Annotated in this window: 20 protein-coding genes and 1 riboswitch; of the genes, 16 read left to right on the top strand and 4 right to left on the bottom strand. The window is 71.2% G+C overall.

Annotated elements, in window-relative coordinates; translation table 11 throughout:
* Positions 1 to 160: 160 nt before the first annotated feature.
* From ctaE to ACWF79_RS23570, 6 genes are all read left to right on the top strand, one after another.
* Positions 161 to 781: an aa3-type cytochrome oxidase subunit III gene (gene ctaE / locus ACWF79_RS23595; RefSeq protein WP_360802119.1), complete on the top strand. Its 621-nt coding sequence runs from the start codon at positions 161 to 163 to the stop codon at positions 779 to 781.
* A 67-nt stretch (positions 782 to 848) separates the two neighbouring features.
* Positions 849 to 1,658, top strand: coding sequence for a cytochrome bc1 complex diheme cytochrome c subunit (qcrC, locus tag ACWF79_RS23590; protein ID WP_453730115.1), 810 nt, complete (start codon positions 849 to 851; stop codon positions 1,656 to 1,658).
* Positions 1,655 to 2,707, top strand: a complete 1,053-nt coding sequence (gene qcrA, locus ACWF79_RS23585; protein ID WP_453730114.1) for a cytochrome bc1 complex Rieske iron-sulfur subunit — start codon at positions 1,655 to 1,657, stop codon at positions 2,705 to 2,707. The genes qcrC and qcrA overlap by 4 nt, the downstream gene beginning before the upstream one ends.
* Positions 2,704 to 4,329, top strand: a complete 1,626-nt coding sequence (qcrB, locus tag ACWF79_RS23580) for a cytochrome bc1 complex cytochrome b subunit (RefSeq protein WP_453730113.1) — start codon at positions 2,704 to 2,706, stop codon at positions 4,327 to 4,329. Before qcrA ends, qcrB begins: the two co-directional genes overlap by 4 nt.
* A 135-nt stretch (positions 4,330 to 4,464) precedes the next feature.
* Positions 4,465 to 5,529 (top strand): anthranilate phosphoribosyltransferase, encoded by a 1,065-nt coding sequence (trpD, locus tag ACWF79_RS23575; RefSeq protein WP_453730112.1) that lies wholly within the window; start codon positions 4,465 to 4,467, stop codon positions 5,527 to 5,529.
* Positions 5,530 to 5,605: 76 nt separating this feature from the next.
* Positions 5,606 to 5,722, top strand: a riboswitch (SAM riboswitch).
* Positions 5,723 to 5,912: 190 nt separating this feature from the next.
* Positions 5,913 to 7,340, top strand: a complete 1,428-nt coding sequence (locus ACWF79_RS23570; protein ID WP_453730111.1) for an aminotransferase class V-fold PLP-dependent enzyme — start codon at positions 5,913 to 5,915, stop codon at positions 7,338 to 7,340.
* Between the two features lie 48 nt (positions 7,341 to 7,388).
* On the opposite strand, the gene ACWF79_RS23565 is transcribed toward ACWF79_RS23570, so the two are convergent.
* Positions 7,389 to 7,670: an Lrp/AsnC family transcriptional regulator gene (locus tag ACWF79_RS23565; RefSeq protein ID WP_017238849.1), complete on the bottom strand. Its 282-nt coding sequence runs from the start codon at positions 7,668 to 7,670 to the stop codon at positions 7,389 to 7,391.
* On the bottom strand, positions 7,667 to 8,419 hold the full coding sequence (locus ACWF79_RS23560) for a rhomboid family intramembrane serine protease (RefSeq protein ID WP_453730110.1): 753 nt from the start codon (positions 8,417 to 8,419) through the stop codon (positions 7,667 to 7,669). Before ACWF79_RS23560 ends, ACWF79_RS23565 begins: the two co-directional genes overlap by 4 nt.
* A 156-nt stretch (positions 8,420 to 8,575) precedes the next feature.
* Here ACWF79_RS23560 and ACWF79_RS23555 point away from each other — a divergent pair, with 156 nt between their 5' ends.
* The 5 genes from ACWF79_RS23555 (at position 8,576) to ACWF79_RS23535 (ending at position 13,976) form a co-directional block, all read left to right on the top strand.
* Complete coding sequence (locus ACWF79_RS23555) at positions 8,576 to 8,818, top strand: hypothetical protein (protein ID WP_260228851.1); 243 nt, start codon at positions 8,576 to 8,578, stop codon at positions 8,816 to 8,818.
* Between the two features lie 35 nt (positions 8,819 to 8,853).
* The gene (locus ACWF79_RS23550) at positions 8,854 to 10,218 is read left to right on the top strand and encodes an NYN domain-containing protein (protein WP_453730109.1); all 1,365 of its coding nucleotides are present in this window, start codon (positions 8,854 to 8,856) and stop codon (positions 10,216 to 10,218) included.
* A 256-nt stretch (positions 10,219 to 10,474) separates the two neighbouring features.
* Positions 10,475 to 11,503, top strand: a complete 1,029-nt coding sequence (locus tag ACWF79_RS23545) for an NlpC/P60 family protein (RefSeq protein ID WP_453730108.1) — start codon at positions 10,475 to 10,477, stop codon at positions 11,501 to 11,503.
* Between the two features lie 195 nt (positions 11,504 to 11,698).
* A complete protein-coding gene (locus tag ACWF79_RS23540) occupies positions 11,699 to 12,721 on the top strand; it encodes an NlpC/P60 family protein (RefSeq protein ID WP_453730107.1) in 1,023 nt (340 codons plus the stop codon).
* Between the two features lie 40 nt (positions 12,722 to 12,761).
* A complete protein-coding gene (locus ACWF79_RS23535; RefSeq protein ID WP_453730106.1) occupies positions 12,762 to 13,976 on the top strand; it encodes a hypothetical protein in 1,215 nt (404 codons plus the stop codon).
* Between the two features lie 180 nt (positions 13,977 to 14,156).
* Here the strand turns inward: ACWF79_RS23535 and ACWF79_RS23530 are convergent, their stop codons facing one another.
* Positions 14,157 to 15,422: a glycosyltransferase 87 family protein gene (locus ACWF79_RS23530; protein WP_453730105.1), complete on the bottom strand. Its 1,266-nt coding sequence runs from the start codon at positions 15,420 to 15,422 to the stop codon at positions 14,157 to 14,159.
* A 98-nt stretch (positions 15,423 to 15,520) separates the two neighbouring features.
* On the opposite strand from ACWF79_RS23530, the gene ACWF79_RS23525 reads away from it, so the two are divergent.
* A complete protein-coding gene (locus ACWF79_RS23525; RefSeq protein ID WP_453730104.1) occupies positions 15,521 to 16,663 on the top strand; it encodes a glycosyltransferase family 4 protein in 1,143 nt (380 codons plus the stop codon).
* A gap of 64 nt (positions 16,664 to 16,727) precedes the next feature.
* On the opposite strand, the gene ACWF79_RS23520 is transcribed toward ACWF79_RS23525, so the two are convergent.
* Positions 16,728 to 18,524: an AMP-dependent synthetase/ligase gene (locus ACWF79_RS23520; protein ID WP_453730103.1), complete on the bottom strand. Its 1,797-nt coding sequence runs from the start codon at positions 18,522 to 18,524 to the stop codon at positions 16,728 to 16,730.
* 254 nt (positions 18,525 to 18,778) lie between these two features.
* On the opposite strand from ACWF79_RS23520, the gene ACWF79_RS23515 reads away from it, so the two are divergent.
* The 4 genes from ACWF79_RS23515 to ACWF79_RS23500 all read left to right on the top strand — a co-directional run bounded on the left by ACWF79_RS23515 (position 18,779) and on the right by ACWF79_RS23500 (position 21,777).
* The gene (locus ACWF79_RS23515) at positions 18,779 to 19,546 is read left to right on the top strand and encodes a metallophosphoesterase family protein (RefSeq protein ID WP_453730102.1); all 768 of its coding nucleotides are present in this window, start codon (positions 18,779 to 18,781) and stop codon (positions 19,544 to 19,546) included.
* A gap of 101 nt (positions 19,547 to 19,647) precedes the next feature.
* Positions 19,648 to 20,091, top strand: coding sequence for an SRPBCC family protein (locus ACWF79_RS23510; protein ID WP_453730101.1), 444 nt, complete (start codon positions 19,648 to 19,650; stop codon positions 20,089 to 20,091).
* Positions 20,092 to 20,158: 67 nt separating this feature from the next.
* Positions 20,159 to 21,277 (top strand): ArsA-related P-loop ATPase, encoded by a 1,119-nt coding sequence (locus ACWF79_RS23505; RefSeq protein ID WP_453730100.1) that lies wholly within the window; start codon positions 20,159 to 20,161, stop codon positions 21,275 to 21,277.
* A gap of 41 nt (positions 21,278 to 21,318) precedes the next feature.
* Positions 21,319 to 21,777 (top strand): DUF5304 domain-containing protein, encoded by a 459-nt coding sequence (locus tag ACWF79_RS23500; RefSeq protein WP_453730099.1) that lies wholly within the window; start codon positions 21,319 to 21,321, stop codon positions 21,775 to 21,777.
* The last annotated feature ends 64 nt before the right edge of the window (positions 21,778 to 21,841 follow it).

Genomic DNA, 21,841 nt, shown 5'->3' with positions numbered 1-21,841 from the left:
CATCAACCGATGCGCGGGATGCTACTCCGTCCCACACCCCGTCAACACCGGTACGACACCGGTCGGGAGGCTGCCGCGATGGGCCGTTCGGGCTGGACACACGCCCCTGACACTCCGAACGGCACCCCCCGGAGTGAGGGCGGGATAAGCGACCGACATAATGTCGGTCGTGGCGACAGTAACGACAGTAGAAACAGGGCACGCGCACCCGTCGGTCAATCGACCGAACCTCACCAGCGTCGGAACCATCATCTGGCTGAGTTCCGAGCTGATGTTCTTCGCGGCCCTCTTCGCGATGTACTTCACCCTGCGATCGGTGACCGGTCCAGAGTTCTGGGCGGAAAAGGCCGACGCCTTGAACTTCCCGTTCTCGGCGACCAACACCACGATCCTGGTGCTCTCCTCCCTCACCTGCCAGCTCGGCGTCTTCGCCGCCGAGCGGGGCGATGTGAAGAAGCTCCGGACGTGGTTCATCATCACGTTCGTGATGGGTGCGATCTTCATCGGCGGCCAGGTCTTCGAGTACACCGAGCTGGTCAAGCACGAGGGGCTCTCGCTCTCGTCGGACCCGTACGGCTCGGTGTTCTACCTGACCACCGGCTTCCACGGCCTGCACGTGACAGGCGGTCTCATCGCCTTCCTGCTGGTCCTGGGCCGGACGTACGCCGCCAAGAGGTTCACTCACGAGCAGGCAACCGCCGCCATCGTCGTGTCCTACTACTGGCACTTCGTCGATGTCGTCTGGATCGGCCTCTTCGCCACGATCTACATGATCAAGTAATCGGGTCCCGGGACCCGAGCACATCCAGCAAGCATCGACGCAGAAGATCCTGACACCGGGGTAATCCGTGAAAAAGCTCTCCGCACGACGACGCCATCCGCTGGCGGCGGTCGTCGTCCTACTCCTCGCGCTGGCGGCCACCGGGGGGCTGTACGCCGCGTTCGCGCCCGCGGGCACGGCGAAGGCCGATGAAACCGCCCAGTCCCTCGCCATCGAGGAGGGCAAGAAGCTCTACGCCGTCGGCTGCGCCAGCTGCCACGGAACCGGCGGTCAGGGCACCACTGACGGCCCGTCCCTGGTCGGCGTCGGTTCGGCGGCCGTGGACTTCCAGGTCGGCACGGGCCGGATGCCGGCCCAGCAGCCGGGCGCCCAGGTGCCGAAGAAGAAGGTCATCTACACGCAGGCTGAGATCGATCAGCTCGCGGCGTACATCGCCTCCCTCGGCGCCGGCCCGATCACGCCGACCGAGGGCCAGTACAGCCCCGACGGCGCCGACATCGCCCGTGGTGGCGACCTGTTCCGCTCCAACTGCGCCCAGTGCCACAACTTCACCGGTGAGGGCGGCGCGCTGACACACGGCAAGTACGCCCCCAGCCTCGAAGGCGTGAGCCCGAAGCACCTGTACGAGGCCATGCAGACCGGCCCGCAGAACATGCCCTCCTTCCCCGACACGACCATGCCGGAGAAGGAGAAGAAGGACATCATCGCGTACGTCCAGGCCGTCAACGGCGAAAAGGCCGACAGCCCCGGCGGGCTCTCGCTCGGCGGCCTCGGCCCGGTCAGCGAGGGTCTGTTCGCATGGATCTTCGGTCTGGGTGGACTGATCGCAGTTGCCGTCTGGGTCGCGGCCCACACCGCTAAGGCCAAGAAGTCATGAGTAGCCAAGAGATTCCAGAAGAGAACCTGCCCGCTGAGCAGGACACCGCGCACGGCGCGGTGAAGGTCCTCGACGACCCGTTCGCGGACCCGGGCCTCCCGCCCCACAAGCCCCGCATCCAGGACATCGACGAGCGGGCCGCCCGGCGGTCCGAGCGTGCGGTCGCCTTCATGTTCACGCTGTCGATGCTGGCCACCGTCGGCTTCATCGCCTCGTACGTGATCTTCCCGGTGGACAAGATCGTCTACATCTGGCCGTTCGGCCGGGTGAGCGCGCTCAACTTCGCCCTGGGATGGACCCTCGGTCTGGCGCTCTTCTTCATCGGCGCGGGCGCGGTCCACTGGGCCCGCACCCTGATGTCCGACGTGGAGATCGCCGACGAGCGTCACCCGATCGAGGCGTCGCCGGAGACCAAGGCGAAGGTCATGGCGGACTTCGCGGCCGGTGCCGCCGAGTCCGGCATGGGCCGCCGCAAGCTCATCCGCAACACGATGTTCGGGGCGCTGTCGCTCGTACCGCTCTCCGGCATCGTGCTGCTGCGTGACATGGGTCCGCTGCCCGAGAAGAAGCTCCGGTCCACCCTGTGGGCCAACGGCAAGCAGCTCATCAACATGAACACGCACGAGCCGCTGCGTCCCGAGGACGTCGCCGTCGGTTCGCTGACCTTCGCGATGCCCGAGGGCCTCTCGGAGCACGACCACAACTTCCAGGTCGAGATCGCCAAGGCCGCCCTGATGATCGTCCGGATCCAGCCGGAGGACATCAAGGACAAGCGCGAGCTGGAGTGGTCGCACGAGGGCATCGTCGCCTTCTCGAAGATCTGCACCCACGTCGGCTGCCCGATCTCGCTGTACGAGCAGCAGACCCACCACGTGCTCTGCCCGTGCCACCAGTCCACCTTCGACCTCGCCGACGGCGCGCGCGTCATCTTCGGCCCGGCCGGTCACGCCCTTCCGCAGCTGCGGATCGGTGTGAACGACAAGGGCAACCTGGAGGCGCTCGGCGACTTCGACGAGCCCGTCGGCCCTGCCTTCTGGGAGCGCGGATGAGCACTGTGACCGATACGAAGAAGAAGGCGCCCGCCGGTGAGCGGGTCGCCGACTGGGCCGACGGCCGTCTCGGGATCTACTCCCTGGCCAAGGCCAACATGCGGAAGATCTTCCCGGACCACTGGTCCTTCATGCTCGGTGAGATCTGCCTCTACAGCTTCCTCATCATCATCCTGACGGGCGTCTACCTGACGCTGTTCTTCCACCCGTCGATGAACGAGGTGGAGTACCACGGCAGCTACGTCCCGCTCCAGGGACAGCTGATGTCCGAGGCGTTCAACTCGACCATGCGCATCTCGTTCGATGTGCGCGGTGGTCTGCTCATCCGGCAGATCCACCACTGGGCGGCGCTGATCTTCCTCGCCGGCATGTTCGTGCACATGATGCGCGTGTTCTTCACCGGCGCGTTCCGCAAGCCGCGTGAGATCAACTGGCTGTTCGGCTTCCTGCTGTTCTTCCTGGGCATGTTCACCGGCTTCACCGGTTACTCGCTCCCGGACGACCTGCTCTCAGGCACCGGTGTCCGCTTCATGCAGGGCGCGATCCTGTCCGTGCCGGTCATCGGCACGTACCTGTCGATGTTCCTGTTCGGCGGGGAGTTCCCCGGCGGCGACTTCGTGGCCCGGTTCTACTCGGCGCACGTCCTGCTGCTGCCCGGCATCATGCTCGGCCTGGTGGTCGCCCACCTGATCCTGGTCTTCTACCACAAGCACACGCAGTTCGAGGGCCCCGGCCGTACGAACAAGAACGTCGTGGGCATGCCGCTGCTGCCGGTCTACATGGCCAAGGCCGGAGGCTTCTTCTTCCTGGTCTTCGGTGTCATCGCGATCATCGCGGCGATCGCCTCGATCAACCCGATCTGGGCCCTCGGCCCGTACCGACCGGACCAGGTGTCCACCGGCGCCCAGCCCGACTGGTACATGGGCTTCGCCGAAGGCCTGATCCGTGTCATGCCGGGCTGGGAGATCAACCTCTGGGGCCACACGCTCGTCCTGGGCGTGATGATCCCGCTGGCGATCTTCCCGCTGGTCCTCGCGGCCATCGCGGTCTACCCGTTCATCGAGTCCTGGATCACCGGCGACAAGCGCGAGCACCACATCGCGCAGCGCCCGCGCAACGCTCCGACGCGCACCGCCTTCGGTGTCGCCTGGATCACCGCGTACATGATCATGCTCGTCGGTGGTGGAAACGACCTCTGGGCCACCCACTTCCACCTGTCGATCAACTCGATCACCTGGTTCGTCCGGATCTTCTTCTTCGTCGGACCGGTCATCGCGTTCATCGTCACCAAGCGGATCTGCCTCGGCCTCCAGCGCCGGGACAAGGACAAGGTGCTGCACGGGCGCGAGTCCGGCATCATCAAGCGCCTGCCGCACGGTGAGTTCGTCGAGGTGCACCAGCCGCTCAGCCAGGGCGAGCTGTACAAGCTCACGGCGCACGAGCAGAACCAGCCGGCCGAGCTCGGCCCGCTGGTCGACGAGAACGGCGTCGAGCGCAAGGTCGGCCGCATGGAGAAGCTCCGCGTCAAGCTCAGCAAGAGCTACTACGGCGAGGACAACCAGATCGCCAAGCCGACCGTCGAGGAGTACAAGGAGATCACCAGCGGCCACGGCCACCACTGATCACCTGATCCACTCGACCTGACCAGTAGGTCGCCACAAGCGGGAGCCCCGTCCATTCGATGGACGGGGCTCTTTGCCGTCCCCGCGGCTCGATAGGGTGGTGTCGTATCCGTCACGGACCGACCAGGAGCTGCCATGAGCGCTGTGACCCCCGCTGGAGGACCTATGTCGGCGGGCCGCTCCTGGCCCGTCGTCCTGGACGGCCTGCTGACCGGCCGCGACCAGAGCGCCGAGGACACCGCCTGGGCGATGGACCGGATCCTGCGCGGCGAGGCCACCGACGCCCAGATCGCCGGATTCGTCGTGGCCCTGCGTGCCAAGGGCGAGACCGTCGAGGAGATCACCGGCCTCGTCCGCACCATGTACGAGCACGCCAACACGATCGAGGTGCCCGGCGACACCGTCGACATCGTGGGCACCGGCGGTGACGGTGCCAAGACCGTCAACATCTCCACGATGTCGGCGATCGTGGTCGCCGGCACCGGTGCCAAGGTCGTCAAGCACGGCAACCGGGCCGCGTCCTCCGCCTCCGGCGCCTCGGACGTCCTGGAGAAGCTCGGCGTCAACCTGGAACTGACCCCGCAACGGGTCGCCGACGTCGCCCAGGAGGCCGGGATCACGTTCTGCTTCGCCGTGAAGTTCCACCCGGCGCTGCGCCATGTGGCGATGGCCCGCAAGGAGCTGGGCATCCGCACGGTCTTCAACTTCCTCGGTCCGCTCACCAACCCCGCCCGGGTCAGGGCCCAGGCGACCGGTGTCGCGGATCCCCGGATGGCCCCGATCGTGGCGGGAGTGCTCGCCGAGCGCGGCTCCTCCGCACTGGTCTTCCGCGGCGACGACGGCCTCGACGAGCTGACGACCACGGCCACTTCGCGCGTCTGGGTGGTTCGGGGCGGTCAGGTGCGCGAGGAGACCTTCGACCCGAGGGACGTCGGCATCGACATCGTCCCGGTGGAGGCGCTGCGTGGCGCCGATGCCTCGTACAACGCGGATGTGGCGCGTCGGCTGCTCGCCGGCGAGACCGGTCCCGTACGGGACGCGGTGCTGCTGAACTCGGCGGCGGCCCTCGCGGCGCTGCACCCGGGGGAGGGCACCCTGGTGGAGCAGTTGCGCCACGGCATGGCGAAGGCGGCGGAGTCGATCGACTCGGGCTCGGCGCGGCGGGCGCTGGAGCGGTGGATCGCCGCGAGCAACGCGTAGCGGTGACGCGCAACCCCGTTCCGGAATACGGAACGGGGTTGCGCGCCGGCGATCAGCTGGCATACGTTCTGAACCAGGTCATGAGTGACAGCTACGAAGCCCCGGCTTGCTGTCCGGCAACCCTCCGTCCGTGGCGGGGTGCCCCGGGTGAAGACCAGGCCGTGGACAGCAAGGTCCACGGCAAGCGCGGACCCCTGCACATCCCTGGGGTCCTGGTCCTCAAGGGAGCAGTCTCGTGAGCAAGCGAATGCGCTAGGGCCTTCGGCCCCGTTTCCCCACCTCCACACGCATGCCGTGTGTCGAGGCAACACCCGTACGCGGCACCCCACTTCGCGCTGCCCTGCGGGTCCTTCGCTGCCCTCATCCCGCCAGGAGATACCGCCATGTCCGCGTACCCGAACGCCGTCGCCACCACCACCGCCACCACGGACGCCGACTCCGCCGACCCCTGCTGTGCCGCTCCGCTCCCGGTCCTCGGGCGGGACGTCACCGTGCCGCTCGTGACCGGGGGTGAGGTCACGTACGCCGCGCTCGACTACGCCGCCAGCGCGCCGGCCCTGCAGCGGGTGTGGGACGACGTCGCCGCGTACGCCCCCTACTACGGCAGCGTCCACCGGGGCGCCGGGTACCTCTCGCAGCTCTCCACCGACCTGTTCGAGAACAGCCGCGTCACCGTCGCCGAGTTCCTCGACTGCCGCCCCGGCGACCAGGTCGTCTTCACGCGCTCCACCACCGACTCGCTCAACCTGCTCGCCGCCGTGCTCCCCGCCGACTGCGAGGTCTTCGTCTTCGAGACCGAGCACCACGCCTCGCTCCTGCCGTGGCAGGACGCCCGGGTCACCTACCTCAACGCTCCCCGCACGCCCGCCCAGGCCGTCGCGACCCTGGAGCGCGCCCTCGCCGACCGCGACCCCTACGGCCCCGCCCTGGTCTGCGTCACCGGCGCCTCGAACGTGACCGGTGAGCTGTGGCCGGTCAAGGAGCTGGCCGCCGCCGCGCACGCCCACGGCGCGCGGATCGTCCTCGACGCCGCGCAGCTCGCGCCCCATCACCCCGTCTCGGTACGGGAGTTGGACGTGGACTGGGTCGCGTTCTCCGGTCACAAGCTGTATGCCCCGTTCGGGTCGGGCGTCCTCGCCGGCCGCGCCGACTGGCTCCAGGACGCCGAGCCGTACCTCGCCGGTGGCGGCGCGTCGAAGAAGGTCGCCCGCCGCGCCGACGGGGGAGTGGACGTCGAGTGGCACACCACCGCCGCCCGCCACGAGGCCGGTTCGCCGAACGTCATCGGCGTCTACTCCATCGCCTCCGCCTGCAAGGCCCTCACCGAGGCAGGTTTCGACCAGCTCGTCGCCCGTGAGCAGCACCTCGTCGCGACCGTCCGCGCGGGCCTCGCCGAGGTGCCCGAGGTCAAGGTGCTCTCGCTCTTCGGCGACGACTCCCCCTCGCCTTCGGCTGGGGGGACCCCCACGCGCGTCGGTGTCATCTCGTTCGTCGTCGAGGGCTGGAACAGCTCGCACTTCGCCGCCGCGCTCTCCGCCGAGTACGGCATCGGTGTCCGCGACGGCCTCTTCTGCGCCCACCCGCTGGTCCGCACCCTGCTCGGCAGCGACCCGCAGACCCAGGGCGAGTGCGGCGCGCCCGAGGCCGCGCCGGGTGAGAAGTCGCTCAACGCCATCCGGGTCAGCTTCGGCGCGGGTACGCCCGACGAGCACGTGGAGCGTTTCGTCCGCGCCGTGAAGGAGCTCGTCCGGGACGGCGCGCAGTGGAAGTACCGCACCGAGGACGGCCGTTGCGTCCCGGACCGCGGCTGAACACCCACTCGTACGGGTGAAGGGGGCCTCCTGTCGGGGCCCCCTTCCTCAGGACTCCAGGCCGATGGCGAAGGCCGCTTCCAGGTCGTGCTGCGAGTAGGTACGGAACGCGACGTGCGTGTCCGTCGCCTCGACACCCGGGATCTTGCTGATCCGGCCGGGGATGACGTCCGCCAGGTCGTCGTGCCGGGGCACGCGGACCATGGCGATCAGGTCGTACGTACCGGTCACCGAGAAGACCTCGCTGACGCTGTCGAGCGCGGCGATCGACTCCGCGATCTCGGGGATGCGGTCCACGCTGGTCTTGATGAGCACGATCGCGGTGATCACGGCTGGCTTTCTCCCTCGGTCGCCGCGGCTGGGGACTTCACTGTATCCCCACCCCGGTAGCGGCCCCAGGCGTAGAGGAAGCCGACGGCGAAGCCCACCACATGGGCCAGATACGCCACGCCAGGCCCCGCGCCGGCCGCGCGGGCCGCCAGCCACTGGAGCACGAACCAGAAGACCAGCACGATCCAGGCCGGAAACCGTAGCGGCAGGAAGAGCAGGAACGGAAAGAGGCTGGTCACCCGGGCGCGGGGGAAGAGATGGAGGAACGCCCCGAGGACCCCCGAGATCGCCCCCGAGGCGCCCACGAGCGTCTGCTCGCTGCTCGCGTGCGCCGCCGCGTAGCCGAGCAGCGCCAGATAGCCGCAGCCCAGGTAGAAGAGGCCGAAGGCGAACGGGCCCATGCGCTCCTCGGTCATCGCGCCGAAGACGTAGAGGAAGAGCATGTTCCCCAGCAGGTGCAGCCAGCTGCCGTGGACGAAGAGGGCGGTCAGCGGGGTGAGCAGGGTGCGCGGCGGGCCGCCGCCCACCAGCTCGGCCGGTACGACCCCCCAGCGGTGGAAGTACGCGCTCTGCGCCGCGAGGGCCGCGTCCCCGGTCCCGTACACGGGATTGAGGCCCGACACCGGGCTGATCACGAAGACCAGGCAGCAGGCGCCGATCAGGGCGTACGTCACCCTGGGCCCGGTACGGGCGCCCCGCCACGCCCCGAGGGCCGTCCGCCGCCAGTCGATCCGCCGCCCATCGATCATGGACAGATCATGGCGTAACGGGGCCGACCTGGACAGAGTGCCTCGCCGCGACACGGGGTACCTGCAAGGCCGTAGGGTTACGCGTTGTACCTCCGCAGTTCGACGGCGCACCGCGGCACCCGCACTCGCATCACGCACATGAAAGAGGACGGCACGATGACGACGGTTCCCCTGCCGACCGCCGAGACCCGCTGGCGCTGCACTCTCTGCGGCAACCTGACCCGGTTCGACGTGACCCGCTCCTCCAAGGTCGTCGAGTACGTCCATCTGGATCTGGCGGGTGAGCCGAAGGTCGAGGAGCGCGAGGTGGTCAGTGAGACCATCGAGTCGGTCCGCTGCCGCTGGTGCAACGCGGTGGACCAGATCGAACTGGTGGACAGGCCCGGCACCGCTTCCTGACGGAGGCAGCGCCCATGACGATGGGGTGACGCAACGTGGAGCAGCCCGCGCGCGGTGGAGAACCGGCCGGCGCGGCAGGTGACGCTGCCGAGGCGCTCGACCGCCCGCTGCCTGACGGCGTGCGGCGGAGGGTCGTCGCGCTGGTCTCGGACGCCTTCGGCGGGCTGACCGTCGCCGAGCTTCCGGCACCCCTGCGGCAGTACGCCCGCTTCACCGCGAGCCGGCGGGCCAAGTTCGCGGGCAACGCCATGGCCGCCGCCCTGGAGAGCGATCCGCTGTTCCGGCAGCGGATCGGCGAGCGCTTCAAGGAGGCGCAGCCCGAGCTGGCCGGGGCCGTCGAGACCGGCGCCCCGCCCGCTGCGGCCGACCCCGTCGACGTCGCCGCGGCCGCCTACGTCCTGCGCCCCGCCGGCTGGGTCAAGCTGGTCGCCGCCGCCGGTGAGGAGGCCCAGCGGGCGGACGCCGAGCGGGCCGACGAGGCCGGGCGGCGCGAGCTGGAGCGGCTGCGCGAGGAGGTCGCCGCCGCCAAGGAGCGCGGCCGCGCGGAGACCGAGCAGTTGCGCCACGATCTGGAGGCGGCCCGCAGGGAAGCCGAATCGCTTCACCGCAAGCTGCGCAGCGCCCAGAGCGATGTGAAGCGGGGCGAGGCGGCCCTCCGCAGGATCCACGCGGAGATCGACACGATCAGGGCGGAGGCGGCGGCCCAGGTGTCGTCCGCCGAGAGCGAGAGCCGGCGCCTCAAGGCCCGGCTCGGTGAGGTCGAGGCGGCCCTGGAGGCCAGCCGCCGGGCCGCCCGCGAGGGGCGCTCGGTGGAGGACATGCGGCTGCGGCTGCTGCTCGACACGGTGCTCGACGCCGCCCAGGGGCTCCGGCGCGAACTGGCCCTGCCGCCCGTCTCCGTCCATCCCGCCGACACCGTCGACGCGGTGGAGCCCGGCCGGATGTCCCCGAAGGACATCGCGGCCCGCGCGCTCTCCGAGACCGACCCGGCGCTCCTCGACCAGCTTCTCGCGCTGCCCCAGGCCCATCTGGTCGTGGACGGCTACAACGTCACCAAGACCGGCTACCCGACCATGCCGCTGGAGAAGCAGCGGCTGCGTCTGCTCGGCGGGCTCTCCGCGCTCGCGGCGCGCTCGGGCGCCGAGGTCACCTGTGTCTTCGACGGGGCGGAGCTGGCCGCCCCGGTGCTCCTCGCGCCGCCGCGCGGGGTGCGGGTGCTGTTCTCCAAGCCGGGCGTCACGGCCGACGAGTTGATCCGCCAGCTGGTCCGCGCCGAGCCGCCGGGCCGCCCGGTCGTGGTCGTCTCGACCGACCGCGAGGTGGCCGACGGGGTCGCCAAGGCCGGTGCGCGGCCCGTCGCGTCCGCCTTGTTGCTCAAGCGGCTTTCGCGCATGTCGTGACGGATCGTAAGTCCTGGGCTTAATGCCCGAATTCTGGAGGGCGTAGGGTCAAGTGGCCATTACTGCCCGTGTGAACCGTGGAAATAATGTGCCCCGTGAGCGAGATTTTGCTCATGAGGATTTGAACTGATCACAAGATGGTCACTAGGGTCAGGCCTCGAACCTTCGCGCGGTTGATCATCCATCGGGGATGTCAGCGGAGGAACCGCCTGACGCAGTTCGGTTGGGCGGCTCGAGGAAGAAGGAGCTCGCCTTCGTGGCGTCCCACCGTCGACCCAAGCAGCCGAGCCGCACCCGCGTGACCGTGCTCACCGTCACCGCCGCCGCTGCTGTTGCGCTCACCGCCCAGACCGGCGCCCAGGCGGCTCCGAAGCCGAAGATCGACGACGTCAAGTCGAAGGTCGACAAGCTCAACCACGAGGCCGAGGAGGCCACGGAGCAGTACAACCTGGCCGACGAGCGCCGGGGCAAGCTGCAGGAGGAGATCAGCACCCTCCAGGACAAGGTGGCGCGCGGACAGCAGGAGCTCAACACCCTGCGGAACAGCATCGGTTCGGTCGCGAGCGCGCAGTACCGCTCCGGTGGCATCGACCCGGCCCTCCAGCTCTTCCTCTCCTCCGACCCGGACACCTACCTCGACAAGGCGTCCGCGATCGACCAGCTCGGCGCCAAGCAGGCCGACGTGCTCCAGTCGATCCAGGCCAAGCAGCGGACCCTGGCCCAGCAGCGCGCCGAGGCGACGACGAAGCTCGGCGACCTCGAGGACGTCACCAAGACCCTCGGTGAGAAGAAGAAGAGCTACCAGGGCAAGCTGGCCGAGGCCCGCAAGCTGCTCAACACCCTCACCGCCGCCGAGCGCGCCAAGATCCAGCAGGACGAGCAGCGCGCCAGCCGCGCCGCCGGCGAGCGCGTCGACCTCGGCAACGAGGTCCCGGCCTCCGCGCGTGGCCAGGCCGCGCTCAGCGCCGCCGCCACCCAGATCGGCAAGCCGTACGTCTCCGGCGCCGAGGGCCCCAACTCGTACGACTGCTCGGGTCTGACCCAGTGGGCCTACCGCCAGGCCGGCGTCACGCTCACCCGCACCACGTACACCCAGCAGAACGACGGCGTGAAGATCGGCCGCAGCCAGCTCAAGCCGGGCGACCTGGTCTTCTTCAACGGCCTTTCGCACGTGGGTCTGTACGCGGGCAACAACACGATCCTGCACGCCCCCAAGCCGGGCGCCTCGGTCCGCTACGAGTCCATGAGCTACATGGGCACCTTCCAGTTCGGCGTGCGCATCTGACGCGCCCGACTCCCGCGGCCTGACGCCCAATCGGGTGGTTCGTCGCCTCCTTCGCTGACGTGACGCCCCGCCGGTGACCTTGTGGTCTCCGGCGGGGCGTCACTTTGCGTGCCCGGCAGGTTCGTTGGACGCAGAGTGATCACCGGCTACTGTCTGCCGCGCCAGTCTGGGTAACAGCCGAACGGAGCGCGATACGTGGCGTCCCACCGACGACCCGCCAGGGTCACCGTCCTGACCGCCGCCGCGGCCACCGCCGCCACGGCCTTCGGCGCCGTCCCCGCGAGCGCCGACCCGGTCGGCACCCCGGAGTCGACGCGTGCCACGGTCGACCGGCTCTTCGAGGAGGCCGAAAAGGCCACCGAGGGCTACAACAAGGCAGACGAGCGGGCGGACGTGCTGCGCAGGACGGTCGCCGAGGCGCGGGACAGCGTGGCGCGCGGCCAGGAGCGCATCAACCGCATGCGGGGCGCGCTCGGTTCGGTCGCCGGGGCCCAGTACCGCTCCGGCGGGATCGACCCGGCCCTGGCGCTGCTGCTCTCCTCCGACCCCGACTCCTACCTCGACCGGGCCTCCGTCCTCGACCGGGTGGCCGCCCGGCAGGGCGTGGCGCTCGGCCAACTCCAGCACGAGCAGCGCCGGCTGAACCAGGAACGGACCGAGGCGACCAAGCTCCTCGCCGAGCTGGAGCTCAGCCGCACCCAGGTCGCCCAGCACAAGCGCACCGTCGAGCGGAAGCTCGCCGAGGCCCGCCGGCTGCTGCAGTCGCTGACGGCCGAGGAGCGCGCCGACTTCGAGGGCGGCCGGGCCTCCCGCTCGGGCCGCGACGGACTCGCCGAGGAGCTGCCGCCGCTCGCCGACCTCGGCCCGGCCTCCTCGCGGGCCGCCGCCGCGGTGATCGCCGCCCGCAGCGCCATCGGCAGCCCCTACGTGTGGGGGGCGACCGGGCCGTCCGCCTTCGACTGCTCGGGCCTGATGGTCTGGTCGTACCGGCAGGCCGGGATCAGCCTCCCCCGGACCTCGTCCGCGCAGCGCGCCGCCGGCCGGCAGGTGCCGCTCTCGCAGGCGCAGCCCGGCGACCTGGTGACGTACCGCAGCGACGCCAGCCATGTCGGGATCTACGCGGGCAACGGCCAGGTCATCCACGCCCCCTATCCCGGGGCCCGGGTGCGCTACGACCCCGTGGGGATGATGTCCCACGTGACGGTGACGCGCGTCTGACCGGACGCTTGTCCGCTCGTCTGCCCGTACGATCGGGGGCGTGGCAGGTCAGGGGCGTGGAGCGGGGCGACGGGCGGCGGCCTGTCTGCTGACGACGTTGCTCGCCCTCGCCGGATGCGCCGCCCCGGAGCCGGCCGACCCCGCACCCCAGGAGATCCGCACGCTCCTCGACCAGCACGCGCGGGCGCTGCTCGACCGGGACGAGACGGCCTTCGCGGTGGCGCTCGACCCCGCGCTCGCACCCACCGCGATCGAGGAGTTCGACCGGCTCGCCGAGGTGCCGCTCGCCTCCTGGGGCTACCGCCTGAAGGACGTCGACCGGGCGGGACAGGACCGGGCGCGGGTCCGCGCCGAGCTGAGCTACCGGATCGCCGGGTACGACTCCGGCGCCGTCACCACCGAACGCGTCCTGGACCTGACCGAGCGGGACGGCCGCTGGTACGTGACCGCCGACCGGCCCGCCGAGGGCGCCACCCAGCAGCTGTGGCAGCAGGGCGAGGTGGACGCCGTACGGGGAGCGCGCAGCCTCGTCCTCGGCGTCGGGCAGTCGGAGGAGCGCCTGAAGGCGATCGCCGCACAGGCGGACCGGGCGGTGCCCGCGGTCTCCGCGGCCTGGCCCGAGGACTGGGCGGGCCGCGTGGTGGTCCTCGTCCCGGCCACGCTGGACGCCATGGGCGGACTCCTCGGGTCTCCGGCGTCCTCGTACCGGGGGATAGCGGCCGTCACGACCGGCGAGGTCGGCGGCGGCCCGGACGCGCCCGCGGACCGGGTGATCGTCAACCCCGAGGCGTACGGCGTGCTCGGCGCGTTCGGGCAGCAGGTCGTCCTCACCCACGAGACCACGCACGTGGCCACCCGCACCGCCACCTCCGCGTCCACCCCGGTGTGGCTGTCCGAGGGCCTCGCCGACTGGGTGGCGTACCGCGACACGGGCCGCACGGCCGCCCAGGCGGCCCCCGAACTGCGCCGGGCGGTCCGCGCGGGCGACCTCCCGTCGGCCCTCCCCGACGACAAGGCCTTCGCCTTCGCCGCCGACGCGGACGCCCTGGCCCGCGCGTACGAGGGCGGCTGGCTGGCGTGCGCGCTGATCGCGGAACGCTGGGGCGAGGGGCAGCTCAGGGCCTTCTACCGCGCGGTGGGCGCCCACCCGCAGCGCGAGGGCGCGGTGGAGAAGGCCCTGGCCGAGGTCCTCGGGACCACCCCGGCGGCCTTCACCGCCGCCTGGCGGGACCACCTGCGGCAGCGTCTGGGCTAGGTCGTGTCCGGAAAGTCTGGCCTGGCTGGCGGTGCCCGGCACGCGCGCTCGCCGCGTTGTCGTCAGTCGCCGACGCTCCGCGTCGACTCCCTCCTCCGCCTTGCGATCGCACGCACCGGACGCCGCCAGCCCCGCCCTGCGGGCGGACGACCATACTTTCCGGACACTCCCTAGGGCCTCTTAGGCGACCGGCAGCCTCGTCGCGGGCTCCCGGGTCGACTGGGCCGGGATCGTCGCGGGCCCCAGGCGCGGCTCGGTGACCGTCTGACGCCACAGGATGCGGCAGGCCGAGACCGACGCGGCGACCAGCAGACCGTTCCGCACGAGCAGCAGCGCGATGCCCAGCGGATCGCTGTCGGTCACGTGCGAGAACCAGACCGGGAACTCCAGCTGCGTCACCGCCGTCGCCCACAGCACCAGGTGCGCGGGCCGGCGCATCCGGCTCGCCCGGTACGCCATGCACACGGCCGCCAGGCCCACCAGCCAGATCATGTACTGCGGGCTTATCACCCGGCTCGTCGTGGTGAACAGCAGCACCGCCACGAACGCCGCGTCCGCCGGCGTCGACGTCGCGAACGACCGGGCCCGGATCCGCCACACCAGCAGCCAGCCGAACGCGGCGGCGGTCAGGGCCATGGCCGCGGTGGAGACGGTGGAGACGTACGGCCCGAGGAACTCGATCGAGCCGTAGTTCATCCGCACCTCGCCGTCCCAGCCGAGGTGCCGGGCGACGTGGAAGACCAGGGCACCCAGCGACTCGACCTCCGTGCCCCGGTCGCGCTGGAAGTTCAGGAACGCCAGCGCCCCGGGCGCCGCGAGCACGCACAGCAGGAGCAGCCCCGCCGCCGCGCCCGCCGCCGTGGGCCACGAGCGGAACGTCGCACGGCCGCGCGGCGTGCCCGCGAGCAGCAGCGCGGGCCAGACCTTCAGCATCGCCCCGAAGCCCGCCAGCGCGCCGAGCAGGCGCGGCCGCCCCACCCCGGCCAGCAGCGCGGCCACCGCGACGGCGGTGACCATCAGGTCGTACCGGGCGTACGCGGTCGGGCCGAGCAGCGGCACACCCGCGATCCAGATCCACGCCCCGCGCGGGCTGCGGCCGCGCCTGCGGCCCGTGTACCGCAGCAGCCCGTAGCCGAGCGCGTCGCACAGGAAGGCGAGGACGAAGAAGCCGGCGGCGTACGAGAGGAACGGCAGCAGCGCGGGGGAGAGGATCGCGACGGCGGCGAGCGGCGGGTACTGCCAGGTCACGTCGTGCAGCGGGTACGTGCCGCTCCTCAGGACCTCGTACCAGCCCTGGTAGATCTGCTCGACGTCACTGGTGACGTCGGGCCCGGGGACCGTCACGACCTTGAAGACGCACAGGAGCAGAACGATCCGGGTGAGCGCCCAGACCAGATCGGGGTTCCTTCTCGCGCGCTCGGCAGCCGTACCCGGTACGCCCGTCATTCCTACCTCGTCCCATCCGTCGGTCGGTCGGTTCGGTCCGCGCGGGCGCAGGGGTGGTGTTGCCGGGCGGGGGGTGCCGTCACGTACATTCGGCGACGATGCACAAGACCCTGATCGTAACCAACGACTTCCCGCCCCGACCCGGTGGAATCCAGGCCTTCCTGCACAACATGGCGCTGCGCCTCGATCCCGAGCGGGTCGTGGTCTACGCCTCCACGTGGAAGCGGAGCCGCGAGGGTAGCGAGGCGACCGCCGCGTTCGACGCGGAGCAGCCTTTCACGGTGGTGCGGGACCGCACCACCATGCTGCTGCCCACACCCCGGGTCACCGCCCGGGCCACCGCGCTGCTGCGCGAGCACGGCTGCGAGTCGGTCTGGTTCGGGGCGGCGGCCCCCCTCGGCCTGATGGGCCCCGCGCTGCGCCGGGCGGGCGCGCGCCGCCTCGTCGCCACGACGCACGGACACGAGGCGGGGTGGGCGCAGCTGCCCGCCGCACGGCAGCTCCTGCGCCGGATCGGCGAGGGCACGGACACGCTCACGTACCTCGGCGAGTACACGCGCTCGCGGATCGCCGGGGCGCTGACCCCGGCCGCCGCCGGGCGGATGGTCCAGCTCCCGCCGGGCGTGGACGAGAAGACGTTCCACCCGGGCTCGGGCGGCGACGCGGTACGGGAACGGCTCGGGCTCAGCGACCGCCCCGTGGTCGTGTGCGTCTCGCGGCTCGTCCCGCGCAAGGGCCAGGACACGCTGATCAGGGCCCTGCCGGAGATCCTGCGCCGGGTGCCGGACACGGTGCTGCTGATCGTCGGGGGCGGCCCGTACGAGAAGGAGCTGCGCGGCCTCGCCGCGACGACCGGCGTGGCCGATTCCGTACGTTTCACGGGAGCGGTGCCGTGGGAGGAGCTGCCGGCCCACTACGGCGCCGGTGACGTCTTCGCGATGCCCTGCCGCACGCGTCGGGGCGGCCTGGACGTCGAGGGCCTCGGCATCGTCTACCTGGAGGCCTCGGCCACCGGCCTCCCGGTCGTCGCGGGCGACTCCGGCGGCGCGCCGGACGCGGTCCTGGACGGCGAGACCGGCTGGGTGGTGCGGGGCGACGCCCCGGAGGAGTCGGCGGACCGCATCGCGACCCTCCTGCTGGACCCGGACCTGCGCCGGCGCATGGGCGACCGGGGTCGCGAGTGGGTCGAGGAGCGCTGGCGCTGGGACCTTCTGGCGGAGCGTCTGAAGGAACTGCTGTAGACGCCAGGAGGGCCCCTCGGTGCGTGTGCACCGAGGGGCCCTCCTCATGTCGCCCGGTTCCGCGTCACGCGCGGTAGATCGCCTCGATCTCGTCCGCGAAGTCCTTCGCCACCACGTTCCGCTTCAGCTTCAGCGACGGCGTGATGTGGCCCGCCTCCTCGGTGAACTGCGCCGACAGGACGCGGAACTTCCGGACCGACTCGGCCTTCGACACCGCCGCGTTGCCGTCGTCCACCGCCCGCTGGACCTCCGCGAGCAGCTCCGCGTCGTCGCGCAGCGAGGCCGCCGTGGAGCCCGCCGGCTTGCCGTGCTCGGAGGCCCAGCGGCCCAGGAACTCCTCGTCCAGGGTGACCAGCGCGCCCACGAACGGCCGGCCGTCGCCGACGACCATGCACTCCGCGACCAGCGCGTGCGCCCGGATCCGGTCCTCGATGACCGCCGGGGCGACGTTCTTGCCGCCCGCCGTCACCAGGATCTCCTTCTTCCGGCCGGTGATCGCGAGGTAGCCGTCCTCGTCGAGGGTGCCGATGTCGCCGGTGTGGAACCAGCCGTCCGCCAGCGCCTCGGCCGTAGCCGTCTCGTTCTTCCAGTAGCCGGAGAAGATGTGCTCGCCGTGCAGCAGCACCTCGCCGTCGTCGGCGATCCGCACCACCGAGCCCGGCAGCGGCTGCCCGACCGTGCCGATCTTCTGCCGGTCCCACGGGTTGAACGCGGTCGCCGCGCACGACTCCGTCAGGCCGTAACCCTCCAGGACCGTGAAGCCGACCCCGCGGAAGAAGTGGCCGAGCCGCTCACCCAGCGGCGCGCCGCCCGAGATCGCGTACTCGCCGCGTCCGCCGAGCACCGCCCGCAGCTTGGAGTAGACGAGCTTGTCGAAGACCATGTGCTTGAGCCGCAGGCCCAGCGAGGGGCCCTGCGGCGAGTCGATCGCCCGGCTGTACGCGATCGCCGTGTGCGCGGCCTTGTCGAAGATCTTGCCCTTGCCGTCCGCCTGGGCCTTGGCCCGCGCCGAGTTGTAGACCTTCTCGAAGACGCGCGGCACACCGAGGATCAGGGTCGGCCGGAACGAGGCGAGCTCGTCCGTGAGGTTCTTGATGTCCGGTACGCAGCCCAGCTTGATCGGCGCCATCACCGCGGCGATCTCGACCAGACGCCCGAAGACGTGGGCGGCGGGCAGGAAGAGCAGCACCGAGCACTCGCCGGTACGGAAGAGGGGCTTCAGGCGCTCCACCGCGTTGCCGCACTCGGCGAAGAACGCGCGGTGCGTCAGCACACAGCCCTTGGGGCGGCCGGTGGTGCCCGAGGTGTAGACGATCGTCGCCGGGTCGTCGGCGTGCGCGGCCGACATCCGCTCGTCGAGCAGCTCGTCGGAGACGTCCGCTCCGGTGGCGGTGAGCTGGGCGACGGCGTCCGCCTCGATCTGCCAGACACCCTTCAGGGCCGGGAGTTCGGCCCGTACCGACTCCACCGACTCCGCGTGGGCCGCGGACTCGACCAGGGCCAGCGAGGCGCCCGAGTCACCGAGGATCCACTGGATCTGCTCCGGCGAGCTGGTCTCGTACACCGGCACGGTCACCGCGCCGGCGCTCCAGATCGCGAAGTCGAGGAGCACCCACTCGTACCGCGTCCTGGACAGCAGGGCCACCCGGTCGCCCGGCTCCACGCCCGCCGCGATCAGCCCCTTCGCCGCCCCGCGCACCTCGGCGAGGAACTGCGCGGCGGTGACGTCGGTCCAGACTCCGGCGACCTTCCGTCCCATCACGGCGACATCTGGGTGCTGAGTGGCGTTGCGGCGGATGAGATCCGTCAGATTGCCGTCCGAGGGGACCTCGTACAGGGCCGGAAGGCTGAACTCGCGCAAGACTGCTGCTCCTCATCGGGCGCCGGCGCCACGGCTCTGTGTGATGCACCGGTGCGGTCCAAGATCGGGCAGGTGCTCAGTGGGGTGAGCACAAGTGGACTGCCCGGACGTTACCCATCAGTACTGGGTTCCCGATAGGGGGTCCTGGTCAGATGTTCCGTGCGTCACACAGCTGTGGCGGTGCTCCGCGCACAGTAGTCCACAGCTTTCACGACTCCCAAGTAACCGCAGGTCCGACGCCCTACGCTGACGGCATGAGGATCAACGTGGTCAGCGACGTGCACGGGAACAGCGGGGCCCTCGCGAAGGCGGGTCAGGGGGCGGACGCCCTCGTCTGCCTGGGCGACCTGGTGCTCTTCCTCGACTACGCCGACCACAGTCGGGGCATCTTCCCCGACCTCTTCGGCGTCGAGAACGCGGACAGAATCGTCGAACTGCGCACCGCCCGCCGCTTCGACGAGGCCCGTGACCTGGGGCGGCGCCTCTGGGCCGAGCTCGCCGTCGACCGCGACGCCGCCATCGAGGGCGCCGTGCGCCGCCAGTACGAAGAGCTCTTCGCGGCCTTCCCCACCCCCACGTACGCGACCTACGGGAACGTCGACATCCCGGGCCTGTGGAGCGAGTACGCCAACCCGGGAACCACGGTCCTGGACGGCGAGCGGATCGAGATAGGCGGCCTCGTCTTCGGCTTCGTGGGCGGCGGACTGCGCACACAGATGCGCACTCCGTACGAGATCTCCGACGAGGAGTACGCCGCGAAGGTCGAGGCGCTCGGCGAGGTCGACGTGCTGTGCAGCCACATCCCGCCGGACGTCCCGGACCTGACGTACGACACGGTCGCACGGCGCTTCGAGCGCGGCAGCCGGGCGCTGCTCGACGCCATCCGGCGCACTCGGCCCCGGTACGCGCTCTTCGGCCACGTCCACCAGCCGCTGGCCCGGCGGATGCGGGTCGCGGGCACGGAGTGCGTGAACGTGGGCCACTTCGCGTCGACGGGGCGGCCGTGGACGCTGGAGTGGTGACAGGCCCGCGGTGACGGCGCGATAGCCTTCGGTCGGCACGTTCGTGCCCCGAGAACATCCGCCGGACCGCACAGTGACCGCACAGTGGAGGAGCCACCGCGATGGCCGAACACACCAGCTCGAGCATCACCATCGAGGCGGCGCCGGCCGACGTCATGAGCGTCATCGCCGACTTCGCGCGCTACCCCGAGTGGACGGGCGAGGTGAAGGAGGCCGAGGTCCTGGAGAAGGACGCGGCCGGCCGCGCGGAGAAGGTCCGGCTGCTGCTCGACGCGGGCGCGATCAAGGACGACCACACGCTGGCGTACACCTGGACCGGCGACAACGAGGTCTCCTGGACGCTGGTCAAGTCCCAGATGCTCCGCGCCCTCGACGGCTCCTACCGGCTGGCCCCGGCGGGCGGCGGCACGCGCACCGAGGTGACGTACCAGCTCACGGTGGACGTCAAGATCCCGATGCTCGGCATGATCAAGCGCAAGGCGGAGAAGGTCATCATCGACCGCGCGCTGGCGGGCCTGAAGAAGCGCGTGGAATCGGGCGAGTAGCGGCCGGCCCGCGGTGGGCGACCACGGCGGTCGGGGCCCGCGGCCCCTGGAGGTAACGTTCCCCGCCATGGGGATCATGCTTGTCACCGGGGCCGGGGGAGCCGGTCGGACCACCGTCGCCGCCGCTGCCGCGCTCGCCGAGGCGCACGCCGGCCGTCGCGTCCTGCTCGTGTCCGGCGACGCCGACGAGGGGCTCGGGGTGGACGTTCTGCGTCCCACCCCCGGCGCCGACTTCAGGCGCGAGTTCCTCGCCCTGCAGGAACGCTCCGCCACCGCCTTCGACCTCCTCGGCGCCACCCCCTTCGAGGACGCCGAACTCACCGAGCTCCCCGGCAGCACTCCCTTCGCCCTGCTCCGTGCCCTGCGCGACGCCGCCGCGCAGCCGGACCGCGACCTCGTCGTGGTCGACCTGCCCCCGCTGCTCGACGCCCTCGCCCTCCTCGCCCTGCCCGAGCAGCTGCGCCGCTACCTCCGCCGCCTGCTGCCCCCCGAACGGCAGGCCGCCCGCGCCCTGCGCCCCATGCTCGCCCAGCTCGCCGGCGTCCCCATGCCCGCGCAGTGGCTGTACGAGACGACCGCCCGCTGGGAGGCCGAGCTCGCCGCCGTCCAGGCCGTCGTCGACGCCCCCACCACCACGGTCCGCCTCGTCGTCGAGCCCGGACCCGCCGCGACCGACACCCTGCGCACCGCCCGCCTCGGCCTGGCGCTCCACGGCCTCGCCCTCGACACCGTCGTCGCCAACAAGGTGCTCCCCGCCGACTCCGCGGACCCCTGGTTCGCCGCGCTCACCGCCCAGCAGCACGCGCACCTGGAGCGGCTCCGTTCCGGACACGACGGAGCCGTCCACGCCCTTCCGCACCTCGGCCGGGACCCGCGCGGCGCCGAGGACCTCGCCCTGCTCGCCGTCGACGCCAAGCCCGCGGCCGCCCCCGCGTGGACGGTCGAGGACCGCCGCGCCGAGGACGGCATCCTCGTCTGGCACATCCCCCTGCCCGGCGCCGTCAAGGACGAGCTCTCCCTCGTCCGGCGCGGTGACGAACTCCTCCTCGCCGTCGGACCGTTCCGTCGGGGCGTCCCCCTCCCCTCGGCCCTGCGCCGCTGCACGGTCGCCGGGGCGGGGCTCGTCGACGGCGACCTGCGGGTCAGGTTCGCCCCGGACGCGGGACTCTGGCCGAAGGCCCCCTGAGGACGTGTACCGTCGACGGTATAAGCCGTAAGGAGTACGCCATGAGCGATTCGGACGCCTGGGCCAAGGCCTGCGCCGAGGACCTGGAGGCCGAGAAGGCCCGCCGCCGCGCCGCCGCGGGCGCGGAGCCCGGTTCGGCGGCCGAGGAGTTCCGCAAGCTCTTCGACGCCGTCGCCGACAAGGTCTCCACCCTGCGCGGCCCGCTGAAGGGCATGGCAGCCGAGGGCGCCGTGCACCAGTTCGTCAACCAGGCGAAGGCCGCCGTCGAGCCGATCATCGAGCGGAACCCGCAGGTCTTCGACCATCTCGCGGCCGCCGGGAACGAGCTGCTCGCCGCGTACCGCTCGGCGGTCGAGAGCCACGAGACCCGCTGGACACGCGACGAGCCGAACGACCCGCGCCGTGACCGCACCTCGCAGAAGCCTTCGCAGGACCCCGCGCAGGACGCCAAGCCCGAGGACGAGGGGCCCGGACCCGGGCACCCCATCGACCTGGACTGATCAGTACGGTCGGCCCCCTCGGGTACGGTTGGCCCTAGCGGGGCTCGACCGAAAACTGAGGGAC

The organism is Streptomyces sp. NPDC054975 (assembly GCF_053609105.1).
This window is presented reverse-complemented; position numbering and strand designations above follow the sequence as displayed.